This window comes from Paenibacillus senegalimassiliensis (assembly GCF_001486585.1).
GTDB classification, from domain to species: domain Bacteria; phylum Bacillota; class Bacilli; order Paenibacillales; family Paenibacillaceae; genus Fontibacillus; species Fontibacillus senegalimassiliensis.
Genome location: NZ_LN909045.1, coordinates 406,763 through 425,551, shown reverse-complemented (window position 1 = coordinate 425,551; position 18,789 = coordinate 406,763). Strand labels below are relative to the sequence as shown.

The window sequence follows — 18,789 nt, the reverse complement described above, 5'->3', positions numbered from 1 at the left end:
TTTAGAGAATTCCGGTTACCGCGCCAATGACGCTGACTGCAATAATAACCAGCATGATGACGGTGAAATTCTGATTCTTCTTATTCAGCCACCAGTACAGGCCAAGCACGGCCATCAGTGGTAGCAAGCCGGGGATAATCCCGTCCAGAATATTCTGTAAGACGAAAGGCTCGTTCCCGCCCCCGAAGTTGAATTGCAGCGGGGTGCTGAGCTTCACGTAGGTTGAGGAGAGTGCTCCCATCATGAATAGACCAAGTGTACTCGCCCCCAGGATGAGCTCCTTAATTCGTCCGGAATGCAGCAACTCCCGAATCGATGCCTTGCCTGCCCGATACCCGTAGACCGATAACCGAAGTCCAATCAGAATTTGAATCAGCGGCAATAAGAGCAATACGAAGGGGCCAATGATGCTCCCGGATGCCGACAAGGTAGCTGCCAGTGCAAATATAATCGGCTTAAGCGTAGCCCAGTCAATAGAATCGCCAATCCCGGCCATGGGTCCCATCAGCCCGGTCTTCATCCCGGTAATTGATTTGTCCGTGATAGGCTCGCCCTTGGCCTTCTGTTCCTCCATGGCAATGACGATGCCGTTGACCGGAGAGCCAAACACAGCCTCGGTATTATAGAAGATAAGATGACGCTTCAGCGCTTCCTTCAAATCCTCCGGATCGGGATACAGCTTCTTTAATATAGGAATCATAGCCGTCGTAAAACCCAGTGCCTGCAGCCGCTCGTAGGAGATTCCCATCTCGGCAACGATATAGTAAGTCAACCAGTTGCGGCGAATATCCTTTTCGGTAATCAGCCGTCCGTTCTCGGCGGCGGCATCCGGCGTTTGTTGTATTTCCGTCATCGACCTCACCCCTCCACGTTCTTCCGATTGTTGTAATAGTTAATCAAGAGAACCGCGCACAAGCCAAAGATCGCTGCCCCGATTACCGGGATACCACTGAACTGCACCAGGAAGTAGCCCAGGATAAACCACGGGAACAACTCCTTCTTCCCGATGACGAACATCGTCAAGGCGAACCCGAGGGCTGGCAGCAAGCCTCCCGCAACGCTAAAGCCGTGGATGAGCCATTCCGGCACACTGTTCATGAAGTTATTGACCGCATCGGCACCGTAGAGAATCGCAAAGAATGGAATAGGAAAGCGGAAGAAAAAACTTAGTGCGGTAGGATAAACAACCGAAGCAAGCACAATTTTGCGAGTATTGCCCTCTTCGGCGTAACGGTCGGCCATATGCACGAACATGACGTTTACCGTCTTGCGTAATTGGTCAACGAACACCCCCATCACCCCAACCGGTACCGCGATGGCAATAGCCAGCGCTGGAGTCAGGCCAGAACCGATGGCAATCGGGATAGCGATCAGGCCAGCCAGACAATCATCGGCTGGTAGATTCGAACCGGCGGCAACCAGACCGATATACAGAATTTGCACCGCGGCCCCGATAATCATCGCTTGCTTGACATCACCCATCATCAGTCCGATGGGAAGTGCGGCGAACAAAGGCTGGCGAATGGCATGGGTAATGGCATAACCGATATCCGTCTTACAAATCCAATACCATAAACCGGCAAAAATGCTTACTGCCAACATTTCCATGGCTTATACCCCCAATTTTTTTAAAGCTTTGTCCAGCGGAAGGCGGGCTTCCTCCGGGGTGACCTGGAACGAAACTTCGGCGCCTTGTTCTTTCAGATACAGCAGATGATCCGCATCATCCCGGTCAATGGAAATTCCCTTGACCACCGAGGTCTTGTTACCTGCCGCGCCAAGACCCCCAATTTGCACCGCTGCGAACTTAACGCCTTGCTCCGCTACCCTGCGCACATCCTCAATGTTCTTGAACAACACCAGAACGCTGCCTTGGTCATAGCTCCCTCCCTGCGCTGATTCAACAAAGGAAGTGATCGATTGCACCTCGACCTGGATACCGGGAGGCGCTGCCATTACGTAGATATCTGCCATGAACTCGTCTTCCGACAACTCGTCGTTGACGACAACGATTGTTTTCGCCGTTACCGTATTGCTCCACTTGGTAACAACCTGACCATGAATCAATCTGAAATCGACTCGTACCAACTTGATCCCCTCTAGCACAGTAATCCCTTCCTTTCCTTGATGATTTTTGAAATATCACGAATGCCTTCCGTCCCGAACGCAATGATCTTCTCCTCGATCCCTTCCCATTCTCCCAAAGACCTGCGGTTCTCCGCCTCAATCAGCATCGGCAGGTTCAGACCACATACCACTGAATATCCTTCCTTCTTGGCGAAGTAAGCCCCGATGTTAGAGGGGGTTCCTCCATACAGGTCCGTCAGAAAAATAGAAGCCCGGGGAGCTTCAGCCATATGTCGTTCAATCGTTTCAATTAATGCCTTGGACTCCATTCCGGCTAATAGAGAGAAGCAGTATACGTCCTGCATTTCTCCAATAATGAGTTCGGCACTCTTCTTAAGCTCCTCGCCAAAGGTGCCATGCGTAATGAGAATAATCCATGGTGTTGTGCTCATATTTCAGCCTCCTGTCCCGTTCATATGCCTGAAGTTCAAACCTTGCTCAATCTACAATTAAAGCGCTTTCTAAAATCCCTGTGCATTGCGCACCTTCCCCATTAACCACGAGACTTGCCGCCCGTAATGTTCACCGTGGTCCCGGATATATACGTAGCGCGGTCTGACAGCAAATAAGTAACCAAATCAGCTATCTCTTCTATTCTTCCTCGTCGGCCTAGCGGGATTACCTTCATATAATCGACGGCAACATGGTCGGATTCTACTCCGCGAGTATAGGCCAGTGCCTTCACATGCTCAGGGTTCCCCATCGGGGTCGGCTCATTAATTCCCGGTGCAATCCCCACTACCCGAATGTTGAATCGGCCCAGTTCCTTCGCCCAAGATAATGTAAAGGAATTTAGCGCCCCCTTCGTGGCTGAATAGATGCTTTGGCCCGTCGAGCCCTCCATACCAGCTTCAGAGCTTACATTGACAATGACTCCCGATTGTTGCCCGATCATGACTCTGGCCGCCTCCTGCGTACAGAAAAAAGCACCCTTCACGTTCACATTGAAGATAAAATCAAAATCCTGTTCATTAAATTCATGGCCCTTGTCTCCGTGGTAATAATCTACGAGCAGTTTGGGGCGATTGACCCCAGCGTTATTCACCAAACCGTCAATGTGGCCATATTTGTCGACCACGTTACGAATCATCTCTTCTACCTGTTGTTTATCCGTAATATTGCAGGGTATAAAATCAATATTACCTTCGCTGCTGCCGGTAAGGTCGGCAACCACGACCTGGGCACCGCTCTCGCTCAGGCTCTGCACAATATGTGCGCCAATTCCTGAGCTGCCGCCAGTGACGATGATGACCTTCTTGCCCAAGTTCAACCAATCGCTATTCATCCTCTGTCCCGCCCCTCTGCTATTTGTTAGAGACATCATGACGTCGTTATGTCTTAACGTTATAATGACATTGCTTCCTATCTTTTGTCAAGCGCTTTCATTTAAAAAAAGATAAAAAAATACCCGTTGCCTTCATTTCTCCGTTTAGACGCAGAAAAGTGACGCAACAGGTTTTCTTTGAATTTATTATTCCTTGTGGCGAAGCAGCACCTTGAAGCGATTCAGGTCCCCCCGGTCCCTGGATACGGAGTATTCCACCGGCTGATCCTTATCATCGTAAGTGATCGTGTCCACCAACTGGATGGCAAAATTCGGCGGCACCTTCAGGGCCAATGCATCCTCAGGACTGGCATTCACCGCCCGGAAGGTCTTGCTGGCATAAATGATTTTCAGGTTGTAATGCTCTCTTAAAATAGCGAACAGCGATACCTCCGAAAAATTAAACCGTTCCAGATCAGGGGCCAGATCGGCCGGCACATACGTCGTCACCAGCACGGAAGGCTCATGTTCGATAAAGCGCAACCTCTCCAGTTGATGATAAATGGTTGGCCCTTCGCCAAAAACGCCCTTGAGTATATCGTTGGTCTTAACCTGACGCATACTCAGCAACTGTGTACGGGCCGTCAGACCTTGGCGACTGGCTTCTTCATTAAAGCTGCGAAGCTCGGCCAGATCCCATTGGTTCAGCCGTGGTTTGGTCACGAAGGTTCCCACGCCCCTGCGCTTCTCCAGATAACCCTCGCTAACCAGCAAATCGATAGCTTGTCTGACCGTTGTCCGGCTCACCCCATACATGGACATCAACTGAGTCTCCGATGGTAAGCTCTCCCCAACCTTGTGTTCCTCATTCATAATTTTGTGGATCATGTCCTCTTTAAGTTGAAAATATAAAGGAATCGGACTGTTTTTTTCCAGTTCATAAGACGTAAAATTCCCCATTATATCCTCCTAATTGATTAAGATGTCACGTTGTCCGTATGTCTATTATAGCGCAGCAAACCTGGATTGTAAAAATTTGTGTGCTGCAAAATGAAAGAGGATACCCGATTGCGCCGTCATGCAGACGCACCGGGTATCCTCTACTTATCATACAGAGCCAGGGACATTGCCACTGGCTGAACCAGGTTCTAAACCTGAGGCGCTTCCTGCCGAATCAGTTCCAGAAGCGCGCGGCATCCCTGCTGTACCATCTCATATACTTCTTCAAAGTTCCCGGTAAAGTACGGGTCCGGGACCTCCTTGAGCTTGGATTCCGGGACCAGATCAAGCAGCTTGACAATTTTGGCATCGGCCTTCCGGGCCAAGGCATGCAAATCCTGCTCATTCTGATTATCCATAGCTACAATATAATTAAAACGCGAGAAGTCATCTACCGCTACTTGTCTGGCGGCAAGGCCCTCGTAGGAGATGGCATATTGATCCAGAATACGGCGGGTCCCTTCATGGGGCGGCTTCCCGGTGTGCCAATTCCCGGTTCCCGCGGAATCGATCAACACCCGTTCGCTTAAGCCCGCTTCATTCACCAAGTGCCGAAAGACGGCTTCCGCCATGGGTGAACGGCAAATGTTCCCCAGGCATACAAATAACACTCCGATTTGTTGATTGTCGTTATCCATGGTTCTCCCTCTTCCTATAGTACTATCTGCTAACGTCTATTAGCAGATAGTACTATAGGAAGCGCCGAAGGACAACCCTAACGAGTACAGCTTCGGTAGGCGGTTGGCGAGATTCCGGCATGGCTCTTGAATTGGCGGGAGAAATGGGCCAGTTGCATGCCCAGGCTCTCAGCCACGGTGGCGATGCTATCGTCCGTATAGGTCAGCAGCCGCTTGGCCTCCTCCATGCGCTTGCGCTGTACGTAATGCATCGGTGTAATGCCCATAATTTTTTTGAAATAGGGAATGAAGTAATTCGGATGTAGATGCACAATGTCAGCTAACGTTTCTATTTCAATCGGCTCACCGATATGCTCCTGAACGTACCGCAACACGTCCCCAAGCTTGTTGCGTTCCGTAAATTGCATATAATCCTTCAGATAATCGCTGTAGCCGCCCTCTTCCAGGCAGCAGGCCAGCAAATTTAACAAGCAGGCTTGCATCCTTAACCCCGCAAACGGTCCGCCAACTTGGAACAAGTGAATTAAATCGTCAAAGATCACCTTCACGTGTTCGGGGTTCTTGGCATGGCTAATGTACAGCTTGCTCCCGGCATGGAACAGCGGCCACTCCCCCACCTGAGCGTCAAAATGACAAAAATAACGGGTATACGGGTTCTCCGGCGACGTAAAGGTCGTTTGGCTTGTCCCCGCTGGCATAATCATCAACTGGTTAGGCTGCGGGTAGTAGGTGACACCATTAATAATCACCGAACCCTCGCCTTGGGGAATGAAATACAGCCGGTTAAAACGAGGGGCCTGCTCCATCCGGTTCCACCCGAGAAAACCGCTTTTTAACTGGGCATGCGTGACGGTTACGGTCAAGCTCTCAGGCAAACGTCCAGTGAGATGGTCGATCTCGTTCATTCTCTTCCCCCTCTATTTTTAAGTAAGCATTTTCATTTTTAGAAATCCTGGTTCTATTGTAACATCTCCATTTATCGAATTCACCTTAATATTGTGCAAAACCTTCTTAATCCTTGCCATTCTCTTTCCCCCCAATTCAAGCTAAGCTAAGAGCGTTAAGTTACATAAGAAAGGCAGGGAGTAACATGAACAAAGTACGGTTTGGCATCATCGGCATCGGTAACATGGGGACTTCGCATGCGCGGGACCTGGTCCAGGACATCAAGGGCGCGGAATTGACGGCGGTCTGCGACCATAACCCGGAGCGTCTGAAATGGGCAAAGGAGCATCTGCCGGATACCGTTCAGCTATTTGACAACACGGAAAGTCTGTTCGCTTCGCAAGCTATGGACGCCGTAATGATCGCAACCCCTCATTACGATCATCCAACACTTGCCGTGCAAGCTTTTGAGAGCGGTTACCATGTGCTGATCGAGAAGCCGGCGGGCGTGTACACCAAGGCCGTTCGGGCAATGAACGAAGCTGCTGTGAAGGCAGGCAAGCAGTTCGGGATCATGTATAACCAGCGGACTAACCCGCTTTACGCCAAGCTGCGCGACCTGGTGTTGTCCGGTGAACTCGGGACCATTCGCAGAACGAACTGGATTATCACGGACTGGTATCGCTCGCAAAGCTACTACAATTCAGGTGGATGGCGTGCCACCTGGGCTGGAGAAGGCGGCGGCGTACTGCTTAATCAGGACCCCCACCAGCTTGACCTCTGGCAATGGACGATCGGAATGATGCCAACACGCGTACGTGCTTTTTGCCATTTCGGAAAATATCGCAACATTGAGGTTGAAGATGATGTAACCGCTTATGTGGAATATGAGAATGGCGCCACCGGGTTATTTGTGACCACGACCGGCGAAGCTCCGGGCACGAACCGCTTCGAGCTGACAGGCGATAATGGCAAAATTGTCGTGGAAGACGGCAAGCTGACCTTCTGGCGGCTGCGCGTACCGGAATCACAGTTCAATGCCGAATATACCGGGGGCTTCGGTCAGCCGGAATGCTGGAAATGTGATATTCCGGTTAGCGGAGGCTCCGGCACGCAGCATCAGGGCATTTTGCAGAACTTCACCAATGCGCTGCTGCATGGTGAACCGCTTCTAGCACCTGGGGAAGAAGGCATTCACGGGCTGACGCTCTCCAATGCCATGCATTTGTCCGCCTGGACTGAAGATTGGGTTGACCTCCCGCTGAACGAGGATTTGTTCTACGAGAAGCTGCAAGAGAAGATCAACACCTCTGTATTCCGTAAAGAGAACGGAGCAGGGGGCGTGCTGGACGTGAAGGGAACCTACTGAGGAAGCTGAGCGCGATAAAAAGGAGCGATGTATGTTGAAGCTATCTGTGTTTACCGTATCAACGCCGGATTTAACGCCGGAAGAGCTGGTGCAAGCAGCGCGCGAAGCTGGATTGCATGGTGTGGAATGGCGGTTCAAAGAGGTTCCCGCCGAGGTAGCTGGAGAAGCTCCGTCGTTCTGGCGTAATAATCTCTGTTCTATTGACCCCGCGTTATCCGATGAGCAGATTCTACGGTTCAAGCATATAACCGAAGCTGCGGGTCTGGAAGTAACCAGTCTTGCGCCCTATTTGAACTCACTGGATCTGGAGCAGACGGAGCAGGCGTTCCATGCCGCTCGTCTGCTTGGAGCCAAGATGATGCGCGTCGGTGCAGCCGGGTATGCTGCTACTACTCCCTATCCCGAGTTGTACGACAACACGGTGCGTTATTTGAAAGAGGCGGAGCGTCTGGCTAAGCAATACGGTGTCAAAGGGGTTGTGGAAACGCACCATCAGACCATTGCTCCCAGCGCCAGCCTGGTCCACCGACTCGTCAGTCACTGTGATTCCGACCATATTGGCGTCCTGTACGATCCCGGCAATATGGTCTATGAAGGTTATGAGCATTTCAGATTGGGCCTGGAGTTGCTTGGACCTTATCTAGCCCATGTGCATATCAAGAATGCGGCCTGGACGCGCACTGGAACAAGCGAAGACGGGACGGCTGAATGGCGCTGCGACTGGGCTCCGCTGCGGGACGGCGTTATTGATTTCCGCAAGCTGGTGGGCGATCTGAAGTCCGTCCGCTACGGCGGATATTTAGGCATTGAGGATTTTAGCGGACAATACACATCGAAGGAAATGCTTCATCATTTTGCCGAATTTGTTCAAGAAAGGTTGTAGATGCAATCATGTCAACTCCCTCATCAAATAAATCGTTCCAAACGAGCGACGGAATGAACTATGCCCCAAAGGGGCGGCCCAATGAGGTCGTCAAGCCCGGCGAGTTCATCTTTGCTGCCGTCGCTCTGGACCATGGACATATCTATGGTATGACTGGCGGGCTCATCGAAGCTGGAGCTACTCTGAAATGGGTCTACGACCCCGATCCGGCCAAAATGGCGGCCTTTGCGGGCAAATACCCGAACGTACAACAAGCGGACAGCCTGGAACAAGTGCTAGCCGATCCGGAGGTGCGACTGGTTGCCGCAGCAGCCGTGCCCTCTGAACGTGGTCCGCTTGGCCTTAAGGTCATGGATGCCGGGAAGGACTATTTTACCGATAAAACGCCATTTACCAGTCTCGATCAGCTTGAAGCCGCCCGCCAAAAGGTAAGGGAAACCAGCCGCAAATACGCTGTTTACTTCAGCGAACGCCTGCACGTTGAATCGGCGGTATACGCGGGACAACTTGTCCAGCAGGGAGCGATTGGTCGAGTGCTGCAAGTGACCGGCTTTGGTCCTCACCGGTTAAGTGCTCCCTCCCGGCCGGACTGGTTCTTTGAGAAGGACAAATATGGCGGCATCCTTTGTGATATCGGCAGCCACCAAATTGAGCAATTCCTGTTCTATGCTGGCTGCAAGGACGCCGAGGTTGTGCATAGCAAGGTAGCCAATTACGGGAACCCTGAATATCCGGAGCTGGAAGACTACGGTGATGCAACGCTGGTAGGGGATAATGGAGCCACCCAATATTTCCGCGTCGATTGGTTCACACCGGATGGTCTGGGAACGTGGGGAGATGGGCGGACGTTTATTTTGGGCACAGAAGGCTATATCGAATTGCGCAAATACACGGATATTGCCCGCGATGCTGCCGGGGATCAGGTGTATCTGGTCAACAAGGACGGGGAGCAGCATTTCTCCGTTCGCGGACAAATCGGCTATCCGTATTTCGGCGAACTGATTCTGGATTGCTTGCACCGGACAGAGAATGCCATGACGCAGGAGCATGTATTCAAGGCGGCAGAGCTTTGTCTGAAAGCCCAGCAGCAAGCCATTCATGTGACAGCGCCCGGTAAATAGTATGGAAGAACATATCGGGATTGCCATTGTCGGCTGTGGAGGAATTGCTCCGGTGCATGCTGATGCCATTCAGGAAGTGCAGAAGCTGCAACCTATTCAATTGAGAGCTGTCGTCGATAGCGATTTGTCCAAAGCCAGACAGATGGCCACGGCATACGACTGTGAGGCTGGCGACGATTACCAATCGCTGCTGGAGCGCGAGGACATTCAGGCGGTTCATCTCTGCACCCCTCATCATCTGCATGCTGACATAGCCGCCCGGTTCCTCCGGGCCGGCAAGCATGTACTGACCGAGAAGCCGATGGCACACAGCCTGGAAGCGGCGGAGACGCTGCTGACAACAGCGCAGCAAAGCTCCGCACAACTTGGTGTATGCTTTCAGAACCGCTATAATCTCCCGTCTTGTCAAATTCGCGAAATCATCGACAATGGCACGCTTGGCCGATTAGTCTGCTTGAAGGGGGTCGTGACCTGGCATCGGGATGCATCCTATTATACGGATAGTCCATGGCGAGGGAGATGGGCCACCGAAGGTGGAGGTGTGCTGATCAATCAGGCGATCCATACGCTGGATCTGCTGCGTTGGTTCGGCGGCGAGGTTGTCTCCGTCCGGGGCAGTGCAACGGCGGATGTTCTTGAAGAGACGATCGAGGTGGAGGATACGGCCCATGCGAGTATCCAGTTTGCCAGCGGAGTACGCGGGTTGTTCTACGCAACGAATGGGTACCTGACCAATTCGCCGGTAGAGCTAGAGTTGGTCTTTGAGAATGGCACCCTTTATCAGCGCCGGGACTGTCTGTTCTTGTATCGGGATGGTCAGGAAATTCAGCTTGCCGAGCCTCCCACGGGTCCAAGGGAACCCACTCCGGTTAGAGGCAAGTCCTATTGGGGCTCCAGCCACCGCAAGCTGATTGCCGACTTCTATAAGCATATCCGTAGCGGAAGCCCTTTCCCCCTGGATGGTACCGAAGGCTTCAAGACCATGCAGTTAATTGAACAAATATACCGCTCCTCGCGTACACGGGTATCCCGGTAGCAAGGAGCGGTCTCCTCTTACTCTAGTTCCTTGGATTATACTTCACTAGCCTTGGTAAGTTTGCGGGTGAGCGGCTGTCGTACAGATACGCCCGCCCGTACTACCAACGGCTGGCCCTCATGCTTCAGCTCAAGCTCGTCCCCTTGTATCAGCGTATACACAGCTTGCTCCTGATCAAAAAACACTTCCAGTAACTGTCCATGATTCATGATCCTGAAACGACAGCTCTCCCACTCCGGAGGCAACGACGGGCGGAAGCCTGGCAAGCCGCCCTCCAGGCGCATGCCCGCAAACCCGTTCACCACCGCCATCCACGAACCGGCCATGGCTGCCGTATGCAGCCCGTCCTTCGCGTTGCCGTTCACATCATCCAGATCCATTCTCACCGTGCGGCCAAAATAATCGTAGGCCGCTGCCAAATCTCCGATCTCCGCAGCTACGATGCTATGAATGCAGGGGGACAACGAGGAATCATGGGTCGTCAACGGATCATAATAGCGATAATTCCGTATTTTCTCCTCCAGGGAGAACTGCTCACTCATCAAGAACAAGGCCATCACTACATCTGCTTGCTTAAGCACCTGATGACGATAGATTACAAGCGGGTGGTAATGAAGCAAGAGCGGATATTTCTCAGGCGGTGTACCCGTGAAGTCCCAAGGCTTCTTGGACAAAAATGTATCATCCTGGGCGATAATCCCCAAATGCTCATCCCTTGGAATGTACATCCGTTCCGCTGCCTTGCGCCAGGCCTCCTCTTCCTCCTGCGCAAGTCCAATCTCCCGTCCCAATCGGGCATATTCCTGCGGGTATTGCTCACGCAGCAAAGCCGCCGTTGTATAGGCGTAATGCAAATGCCCCCGAGCCATCAGGTTCGTATAGGCATTATTGTTCACAATCGCCGTGTACTCGTCAGGGCCGGTCACCGCATCGATACAGAAGGCTCCGCCCTTGGCTGGATTGTAGTGGCCGAGGTCGGCCCAGAACCGCGCCGTCTCGAACAGCATCTCTGCGGCGTGATGCACCAGGAATTCCTCATCCCCCGTGGCCTGTACATATTGCCGCAGCCCGTAGGCAATGTCGGCGTTAATGTGGGCCTGGGCGGTGCCTGCCGGGAAGAAGGCGGAATTCTCTTCCCCGTTGATGGTCCGCCACGGGTACAGCGCTCCCCGCTGCGACATCTCCGCCGCCCGCTGCCGGGCCTGGTCCAGCGTGCGGCAGCGAAATTCCAGCAGCGCCCGGGCGATGTCCGGCTGGGTGAAGGTGAAGAAGGGCAACACATACATTTCTGTATCCCAAAAATAGTGCCCTTCATACCCTTCGCCGGTTAGCCCCTTGGCCGCCATGCTGGTATGACCATCGCGTCCGGCCGATTGCAGCAGGCCAAACGCGTTGAAGCGCAGACCCTGCTGGAGCGCAGGGTCGCCCTTGATCTCCACGTCGGCGCGCTCCCAGAACGCGTCCATCCAGGTATGCTGCTGCGCCGCCAGACCCTCGAAGCCAAGCTCCTCGGCCAGGTGCAGCGTCTCCCGGCTTCGCTCCAGCAGCTCCTCTTCCCGGTAATCACGGGAAGTATGGTAACTGATGTATTTGCTGAGCGAAGCGGTCTCTCCCCGGTGCAGCCGCAGGCGGTACTGCACCGACAACACTTGCCCGTCGCGGGACTCCGACGGGCTGCACTGCCGGGACGGCGGCAGCGTGAGCCGATGGCTCATCGCCGTGAGCGGCGCTGGCCCGGCCGCTTCGGCGATCTCCCCGTTCATCGCCGAGCGGAGCTCGATCACGCCATCGAAGTTCAGCGGCGTGATCTCGTAATCTATCGCTGCCAGATGCTTGTGCGGCAGCGACACCAGACGCCGGATATGAATCAATATCCGGTGCCCGGCAGGGGATTCCCATTCCACCAGGCGGTGCAGCAGACCGCTCTGCATATGCAGCACCCTCTTGTAGAAGTGGATCTTCCCATGATGAAGCTGGAACGGCTCCCCTTCTACCATAAGCTCCACGATGCTCGCGTCGGTCACATTCAGCATGGCGTGGCCCTCGCTCGGATAGCCATAGGCTCCTTCCGGATAATGAATTGGCGAAGAATCATAGAATCCGTTCAGATAGCAGCCCCGAACCGTGGCCCCCTCCGGGCCAGCATATCCTTCCTCGTATTGCCCCCGTATCCCGATGTAGCCATTCCCCAGCGAGAACAAGCTTTCACTGCGTTGATTGTCCACATCACTAGGAGCATCCTCCACCAGGCTCCATTCCCGCGGGGAGTGAAGCCTGGTCTGAGGCTCTTGCACCTGCATGTTCTTCCTGTTCATCCCTTGACTGAACCTCCCATCAACCCTCTGACAAAATACTTTTGCAGCAGGAAGAAGATCGCCAGCGGCATCAGCATCGAGATGAAGGCAGCAGACGTCAACAAATGCCAGTCATTGCCGCGAGAACCAACCAAATCGGCAATCTTCATCGACATGACCTGTACACTCGGCTGATTCCCGATAAAGATCAACGATACCAGATAATCATTCCATACCCACAGGAATTGGAAGATGCCGATGGAAGCGAGTGCCGGCACCGACAAGGGAAGAATAAGCCTGGAGAAAATGGTAAAATGGCTGGCCCCATCAATAAATGCCGATTCGAACAGATCCTTGGGCAACTGGCTGATAAAGTTATACATGAAATAAGTGACGAGCGGCAATCCAAACGCGCTATGGGCAAGCCATATCCCCAAGTAGCTGCCGCTTAGTCCGAGGGCCGTAAAATCCTTAAGCACCGGGATTAACGCCACCTGCAAAGGAATGACGAGCATAGCGATGATGATGACAAACAAGGTCCGCCGTCCAGGGAACCGCAGCCAGGCAAACGCATAGGCGGCAAAAGAAGCGATCAGCACCGGTATTACTGTGGCCGGTACGGCGATCGTCATTGTATTCCAGAAGGCCTGGGACAAGCCGCTGCCCTTCTGCACCGACTCGCTGCCATCCGCCAGCTTGAGCTTATATTCCTTCCCCGACAGCACGTTCTTGTAATTATCCAGCGTCAGGTCAGGGACAATCTCCCAGCCCCGATCCTGCACATTCAGGGTCCGGGCGCGGCGATTCTCCCAAATCAGCCGTTCCCCATCCACAACTACGCCAGCTCGCAATTGCTCATCACTATAGGTTTGACCGCGGGCCTCAATCGGCTCACGCAGATCAATTTCCTTGGAGAGCTGAAGCGTCTCGGCATTCGTCCACTCCCGGTGAGGGAAGGCATTCCACCAACCGGTCTGTAAAATATCCGCAGCCGGACGGAAGGAGGACACAAACAGTCCCACCGTCGGAATGAGCCAGAGGAAGCAAATGAACCCCAAAGCCAAATTGACGATCAGCTTGCCACGCTTGCGTGATCTGACCTTCTTGGCCGGATTGGATGCAGCCATTAGAATCCCCCCTGCTTGCGGAACTGCCGCAGATTAATGATGATGACCGGCAATACGGCAATAAGCAAGACAATAGCCAACGTCGAGCCGTAACCGAAATTGCGGTACATGAAGAATTGCCGATAGAACTGCGTAGCTACTACCTCGGTACCGTATTGCCCACCGGTCATAACCATGACAACATCGAAGATCTTGAGCGTAAAAACAATGATCGTCGTCGTCACCGTCAAAATGGTCGTGGAGATGAACGGGATGATGATGCGGAAGAAAATACGAATCTCCCCCGCTCCGTCTACCCGCGCCGCCTCCAGAATATCCTCCGGCACCCCCTTGATCGCCGCCGAGAAAATAACCATAGCGAACCCGGTCTGCATCCAGATCAATATCAGAATCAGGAAAAAGTTGTTCCAGGGCTGCAACATACTGGTCCAGGCCTGAGCCTCCCCGCCAAAGGCGGTCACGATGGCATTAAGCAACCCGATCTGCTGATCGCCCGGCTGGTAATAATAGACGAACTTCCAGATGACGCCCGCCGCAACGAAGGATATCGCCATGGGCATGAAAATGATTGACTTGGCGACTCGCTCATAGCTGCTGCGATCCGCCAAAATGGCAATCAGCAGACCTAGTGCAACGCAGGCTAATGTGCCTACAAACACCCAGAGCAAATTGTTGCGCAGCGCCGTGGCCATCAACTTGTCGGTGAAGACCGCCGCATAGTTGGCCAGCCCGACAAACTGCTCCGAGGAGGCGTTGAAGAAGCTTAGATACAACGTGCGGACCGCCGGCAACACGAGCAACCAGCCTAACAGAATGACGGCCGGTCCTATGAAAATATACGGAAGCACTCTCCGGCGCACCTGCTGCGGGTATTGCTCCACCGCCCAGGTGAAGCTGTAATACAGCAAATAAACACCGACCACACCCCACAATACAGCGCATATAGCCGTTAATAATGGATTTAACGTAGAATCGCGAAAAAAGCGAAAGATTAGTCCATGCCCGGCGACATTCGCCAGCAGCACGGCCAGGGATAAGAGGACGGCCCGGAAACTTACGGTTTGCTTGGCCTCTGCACTCATCATGACCCCTCCTCAAGCGTACTTTCAGAATAAAGAAATCTTGCAAATAAAGAGGGCGCGAGTCGCCGGATGAACAAGATCGGCCCACGCGCCCCAGCATGACTTAACTTGCAGCTATTCAACGAAGAGAGCTAGTTGCTCCAGCCTGCCTGAATTTGGTCAAGCGCTTCGTCCAACGTCGCTGTTCCGCTGACGTAGTCGGTAATTCCTTTCCAGAACGTGCCCGCGCCTACTTTACCTGGCATCAGGTCAGAACCGTCGAAGCGAAGTGTAGACGCATTCTGCACAAGCTCAGCCATGCGGCGGTCCGATTCGGAAGCATACCAGTCAAGCGAAGCATCATTCATCGGTGCAATCACCCCGCCGGATTGTACCCAGGTCTTAATGGATTCACCAGTCGTGAAGAATTCCATAACCGCCCGAACTTCGGGACGATCGTTGAACATGGCATAAATATCCCCGGCTACAAGCACAGGCTCGCCATATTGCTCATCAATCGGCGGCAAGTAGAACCAGGCGTAATCCTCGTCAACCTTCGCGGTTTCCGGGAAGAAGCTGGTAATGAAGTTAGCTTGCCGATGCAGCCACACCTTCGGAGGATTGTCGAACATCGGCGTCGGTGAATCCCCGAATGCCGTGGTTACAATCGATTTCGTTCCACCATACACATAATCCGGGTTCATCCAGATTTCAGACATCACTTCAATCGCATGCTTGACTTCAGGGGAGTTGAACGGAAGCTCGCCAGCTACCCATTTATCGTAATTCTCCGGTGAAGTCGTACGCAGCATAATGTCCTCTACCCAGTCCGTCGCTGGCCAGCCCGTAGCCGCCCCACTCTCGATGCCGATAGCCCAGGCTGCATCTCCATCCTTGGCAATTTGGTCTGTCAGTTCCATCATTTCATCCCAAGTCTGTGGAATGGTGTAGCCCGCTTCCTCAAACTGCTTCTTCGGATACCACACCAGGCTCTTCACATTACTACGGTTCCAAATGCCAGCCATGATCTCTCCGTCCTTACCTTCCATCGTCCCCATGTCCAGCCAGCTTTGGTTGTAGTTGGCCTTCAGCTTCTCCTGATCCAGAATGCCATTCAGGTCGATAACCTTCCCTGTCTTGGCGACAGCAGCGAGCAGCCCGGGCTGCGGGAAGTCGGCAATATCCGGAGCATTGCCTCCGTCGACACGCACGTTAATCGTCGCTTCAAATTCCTTGGAGCCTTCATATTGAATATCGATTCCAGTCTTCTCTTCGAACTCCTTGATGCTGGTCTCGAATTTAACTTGGTCAGCGTCCACGAACGGACCGAACATGGTCACGGTAGTACCCTTATACTCACCTTGAAGCGCCAGGTCCAGCGCGGACCCCGTTGCCGCAGCCTCGCCGTTATTCTCGCCCTGCTCCGCTGTATTATTAGCCGGTGGCGCCGGGTCATTGACAGCATTATTGCCTCCACCACATGCACTAAGCAGCATTGTAAACGACAACCCGCTGACCAGCAGCAGTGAAACAAACTTGGATCTTTTTTTCATAGACCTCTACATCCCCTTCGATTTTATAAATAGTAAATGATTGAAAGGTTGGACTGAACAGTAAAAATACGGACAGATCACCCCCTTAACAGGTTTACAATACGTTGAGGACTTATTTGTATGCGGTTACATTTTGAGGAGAAATAAAAATATGCCCCCTCGCAGCCAAATGTTTCAAATACTCTGAAAAGCTTTTCAGAATAAGCTTGATATTATCAAGTGCTGCGATAGACATAGTAATGCAGATGCTAATTGGTAGTGGCTCTCTCCCGCGTAGATTCACGGACGACAAGCTTATGCTGAAGAATTTCTCGGGGTGTTTGTACTTCGCCGGTCGTCAGCAATTCATGCAGCTTCTCTGCTGCACGAAAGCCCAGATCGTAGATAGGTTGTGAGATCGTGGTGAGTTTGGGAATATACATCCCTGCCATTCTGTGATTATCGAAACCGATGACGGACACTTGCCCGGGTACCAACACATTTCGGTCCTTAAGATAAGAAATCGTACCCATCGCAAATTCGTCAGCTACGCAGAATATCGCAGTTAGGTCAGGACGTTCGCTGAACAGTTCATGTGCCGCCTCATAGGCATGCTCAAAGTAATGACTGGCATACTTCGTATTAGCGATATTATCTGTCAGTCCATACTCGTTCATGGCACGGACAAAGCCGGCATAACGAGGTGGTCCGGCGATGGAATTATCGTGGTTGAAGCCAATCATGCCGATTTGCCGGTGTCCCAGCTCAATCAGATATGCAGCGGCATCGTAAGCCGCGGCTTCATCATCCACCTCCACGTAAGGAATATCATATTCGTCGGAATGGGAGGATACCATCACAAACGGGATACGGCAGCCCAGCAGCTTCTCATAATATTCCGGATACATCTTGTCGCTGGCGAACACAATGCCGTCCACCTGCTTCTCATGGAACGTATCGATGTAGGATAGCAGACGATCTTTGTCGCGGTCGGTATTGCAGATCATCAGGCTGTACCCCAGCTTATTGCAAGCCTCCTGCATTCCGCGGATCATTCCCGCATAATACATGTTCTCAATATCGGGAATAAGCAGTCCCAGAGTATACGACTTCTTGTAGATCAGGCCACGGGCAAAGGCGTTAGGCTGGTAATTCAACTCGCGAATCGCTTCCAGCACCCGTTCCCGCTTGCTCTCCACCACAGTATCCGGAGCGTTCATTACACGCGATACGGTGCTGATGGAGACCCCTGCTCTTCTGGCCACGTCCCTAATGGTAGGTTTTGTCTTTGTCATAGTCCATTCCTTTGTTTGAAAAGCTTTTCAATGTGATTATAACAAGCAGAAGATGGAAATTCAATGACTTTTTTAAGCGCTTACAGATTAAATAAATACATAATATTACATTTCATAGTTATATTGTTAAAAATAACGAATATGTTTGATTTGGGTGCACCCCAAATATGATTGATGAAGGGACGGTATGTTTTGAAAAAGGTATTGGGCATTATTTTATCCGGTGTTTTGCTGGTAGCGCTGTCAGGAGTTACGCAAGTGGATGCGGCCTCCCCTATTGTCGTTAACAAAACGATTGTAGTGAAAGCGGGAGAGACGTTCGACGGTAAAGGTCAAACCTATGTTGCCGATCCAAAAGCATTGGGCGATGGCAGTCAGGCTGAAGGTCAAAAGCCGATCTTCAAGCTGGAGAACAACGCAACCTTGAAGAATGTGAATATCGGGGCTCCCGGGGCTGACGGCGTGCATGTCTACGGCAATGGTACGATTACGAATGTCACCTGGCTTGATGTCGGCGAAGACGCGCTGACACTCAAATCCTCCGGCACGGTGAATATAAGCGGCGGTGGAGCCTACAAAGCCTATGATAAGGTGTTCCAGGCGAATGCGGCAGGCACCATTAACATCAAGAACTTCAAGGCCAAGGACATCGGCAAGCTGGCCCGGCAAAATGGCGGCACCTCCTACAAGGTCAACTTCACGCTCGACAATTCGGATATTTCCGATGTGAAGGACTCCATTTTCAGAACAGACAGCAAATCAAGCACAGCTAAAATCACAAACACCCGATATCATGATGTACCGACTCTATTCAAAGGCTTTGCATCCGGTAATACCAGCCAGTCCGGCAATACGAAATACTGATACCCCTTATTGTTAACGCTAACAAAGGAATGGCGGAGTATTTCTACACCGCCATTCCTGTTCCTGAAGCCTGTGGCTACAAATACTTGTCCAACCAGCCGAATAATAACAAGACCAGTTGTGTTGGCCCAGGCAAATCGGGGAAAAAGATTAGCGCCATAGCCAGGATTGCAGCCAATGATATCATCCCGACTGCGGCGATTTGAGCCCTCTTCTCCTTGCTGGCACGCCATTCCCCATAACCGATTCCCGCAGACATCAATACAATGCCTATAGCATATGCAATCTTCATAT

The 18,789-nt window shown here is 52.3% G+C and carries 19 protein-coding genes; 5 read left to right on the top strand and 14 right to left on the bottom strand.

Annotation, left to right across the window (positions count from 1 at the left end):
• Position 1 precedes the first annotated feature (1 nt).
• The 8 genes from BN3279_RS11865 to BN3279_RS11830 form a co-directional block, all read right to left on the bottom strand.
• Positions 2–853 (bottom strand): PTS system mannose/fructose/sorbose family transporter subunit IID, encoded by an 852-nt coding sequence (locus tag BN3279_RS11865; protein WP_059051091.1) that lies wholly within the window; start codon positions 851–853, stop codon positions 2–4.
• 5 nt (positions 854–858) lie between these two features.
• Positions 859–1,608, bottom strand: coding sequence for a PTS mannose/fructose/sorbose/N-acetylgalactosamine transporter subunit IIC (locus tag BN3279_RS11860; protein ID WP_198343580.1), 750 nt, complete (start codon positions 1,606–1,608; stop codon positions 859–861).
• 3 nt (positions 1,609–1,611) lie between these two features.
• Positions 1,612–2,106 carry a PTS sugar transporter subunit IIB gene (locus BN3279_RS11855; protein WP_059051089.1) on the bottom strand — a complete coding sequence of 165 codons (495 nt, stop codon included), beginning with the start codon at positions 2,104–2,106 and terminating at the stop codon, positions 1,612–1,614.
• Entirely contained in the window at positions 2,100–2,519 is a 420-nt protein-coding gene (locus tag BN3279_RS11850) for a PTS sugar transporter subunit IIA (RefSeq protein WP_059051087.1), read from the bottom strand. The genes BN3279_RS11855 and BN3279_RS11850 overlap by 7 nt, the downstream gene beginning before the upstream one ends.
• 101 nt (positions 2,520–2,620) lie before the next feature.
• Entirely contained in the window at positions 2,621–3,412 is a 792-nt protein-coding gene (locus BN3279_RS11845) for an SDR family oxidoreductase (protein WP_059051086.1), read from the bottom strand.
• 186 nt (positions 3,413–3,598) lie between these two features.
• The gene (locus BN3279_RS11840; RefSeq protein WP_059051083.1) at positions 3,599–4,351 is read right to left on the bottom strand and encodes a GntR family transcriptional regulator; all 753 of its coding nucleotides are present in this window, start codon (positions 4,349–4,351) and stop codon (positions 3,599–3,601) included.
• Between the two features lie 188 nt (positions 4,352–4,539).
• Complete coding sequence (locus tag BN3279_RS11835; protein ID WP_059051081.1) at positions 4,540–5,028, bottom strand: low molecular weight protein-tyrosine-phosphatase; 489 nt, start codon at positions 5,026–5,028, stop codon at positions 4,540–4,542.
• A 77-nt stretch (positions 5,029–5,105) separates the two neighbouring features.
• A complete protein-coding gene (locus tag BN3279_RS11830; protein WP_059051079.1) occupies positions 5,106–5,933 on the bottom strand; it encodes a helix-turn-helix domain-containing protein in 828 nt (275 codons plus the stop codon).
• A 185-nt stretch (positions 5,934–6,118) separates the two neighbouring features.
• On the opposite strand from BN3279_RS11830, the gene BN3279_RS11825 reads away from it, so the two are divergent.
• Genes BN3279_RS11825 through BN3279_RS11810 form a run of 4 tightly spaced genes read left to right on the top strand, consistent with a single transcriptional unit; the run spans position 6,119 to position 10,322 of the window.
• On the top strand, positions 6,119–7,282 hold the full coding sequence (locus BN3279_RS11825) for a Gfo/Idh/MocA family protein (RefSeq protein ID WP_059051078.1): 1,164 nt from the start codon (positions 6,119–6,121) through the stop codon (positions 7,280–7,282).
• A 34-nt stretch (positions 7,283–7,316) separates the two neighbouring features.
• Entirely contained in the window at positions 7,317–8,165 is an 849-nt protein-coding gene (locus BN3279_RS11820; protein WP_059051806.1) for a sugar phosphate isomerase/epimerase family protein, read from the top strand.
• Between the two features lie 8 nt (positions 8,166–8,173).
• Positions 8,174–9,286, top strand: coding sequence for a Gfo/Idh/MocA family protein (locus tag BN3279_RS11815; RefSeq protein WP_059051076.1), 1,113 nt, complete (start codon positions 8,174–8,176; stop codon positions 9,284–9,286).
• A gap of 1 nt (position 9,287) precedes the next feature.
• Positions 9,288–10,322, top strand: a complete 1,035-nt coding sequence (locus BN3279_RS11810; RefSeq protein WP_059051073.1) for a Gfo/Idh/MocA family protein — start codon at positions 9,288–9,290, stop codon at positions 10,320–10,322.
• Between the two features lie 35 nt (positions 10,323–10,357).
• On the opposite strand, the gene BN3279_RS11805 is transcribed toward BN3279_RS11810, so the two are convergent.
• From BN3279_RS11805 to BN3279_RS11785, 5 genes are all read right to left on the bottom strand, one after another.
• A complete protein-coding gene (locus BN3279_RS11805; RefSeq protein ID WP_059051071.1) occupies positions 10,358–12,637 on the bottom strand; it encodes a glycoside hydrolase family 65 protein in 2,280 nt (759 codons plus the stop codon).
• Complete coding sequence (locus BN3279_RS11800) at positions 12,634–13,743, bottom strand: carbohydrate ABC transporter permease (RefSeq protein ID WP_059051069.1); 1,110 nt, start codon at positions 13,741–13,743, stop codon at positions 12,634–12,636. Before BN3279_RS11800 ends, BN3279_RS11805 begins: the two co-directional genes overlap by 4 nt.
• Entirely contained in the window at positions 13,743–14,825 is a 1,083-nt protein-coding gene (locus BN3279_RS11795) for a carbohydrate ABC transporter permease (protein ID WP_059051067.1), read from the bottom strand. The genes BN3279_RS11800 and BN3279_RS11795 overlap by 1 nt, the downstream gene beginning before the upstream one ends.
• Before the next feature lie 131 nt (positions 14,826–14,956).
• Complete coding sequence (locus BN3279_RS11790) at positions 14,957–16,357, bottom strand: ABC transporter substrate-binding protein (RefSeq protein WP_059051065.1); 1,401 nt, start codon at positions 16,355–16,357, stop codon at positions 14,957–14,959.
• 248 nt (positions 16,358–16,605) lie between these two features.
• Positions 16,606–17,631: a LacI family DNA-binding transcriptional regulator gene (locus BN3279_RS11785; protein ID WP_059051063.1), complete on the bottom strand. Its 1,026-nt coding sequence runs from the start codon at positions 17,629–17,631 to the stop codon at positions 16,606–16,608.
• Between the two features lie 174 nt (positions 17,632–17,805).
• Here BN3279_RS11785 and BN3279_RS11780 point away from each other — a divergent pair, with 174 nt between their 5' ends.
• On the top strand, positions 17,806–18,495 hold the full coding sequence (locus BN3279_RS11780; RefSeq protein ID WP_059051061.1) for a pectate lyase: 690 nt from the start codon (positions 17,806–17,808) through the stop codon (positions 18,493–18,495).
• Between the two features lie 76 nt (positions 18,496–18,571).
• Here the strand turns inward: BN3279_RS11780 and BN3279_RS11775 are convergent, their stop codons facing one another.
• Positions 18,572–18,787, bottom strand: a complete 216-nt coding sequence (locus tag BN3279_RS11775; RefSeq protein ID WP_059051059.1) for a hypothetical protein — start codon at positions 18,785–18,787, stop codon at positions 18,572–18,574.
• Positions 18,788–18,789: the final 2 nt, after the last annotated feature.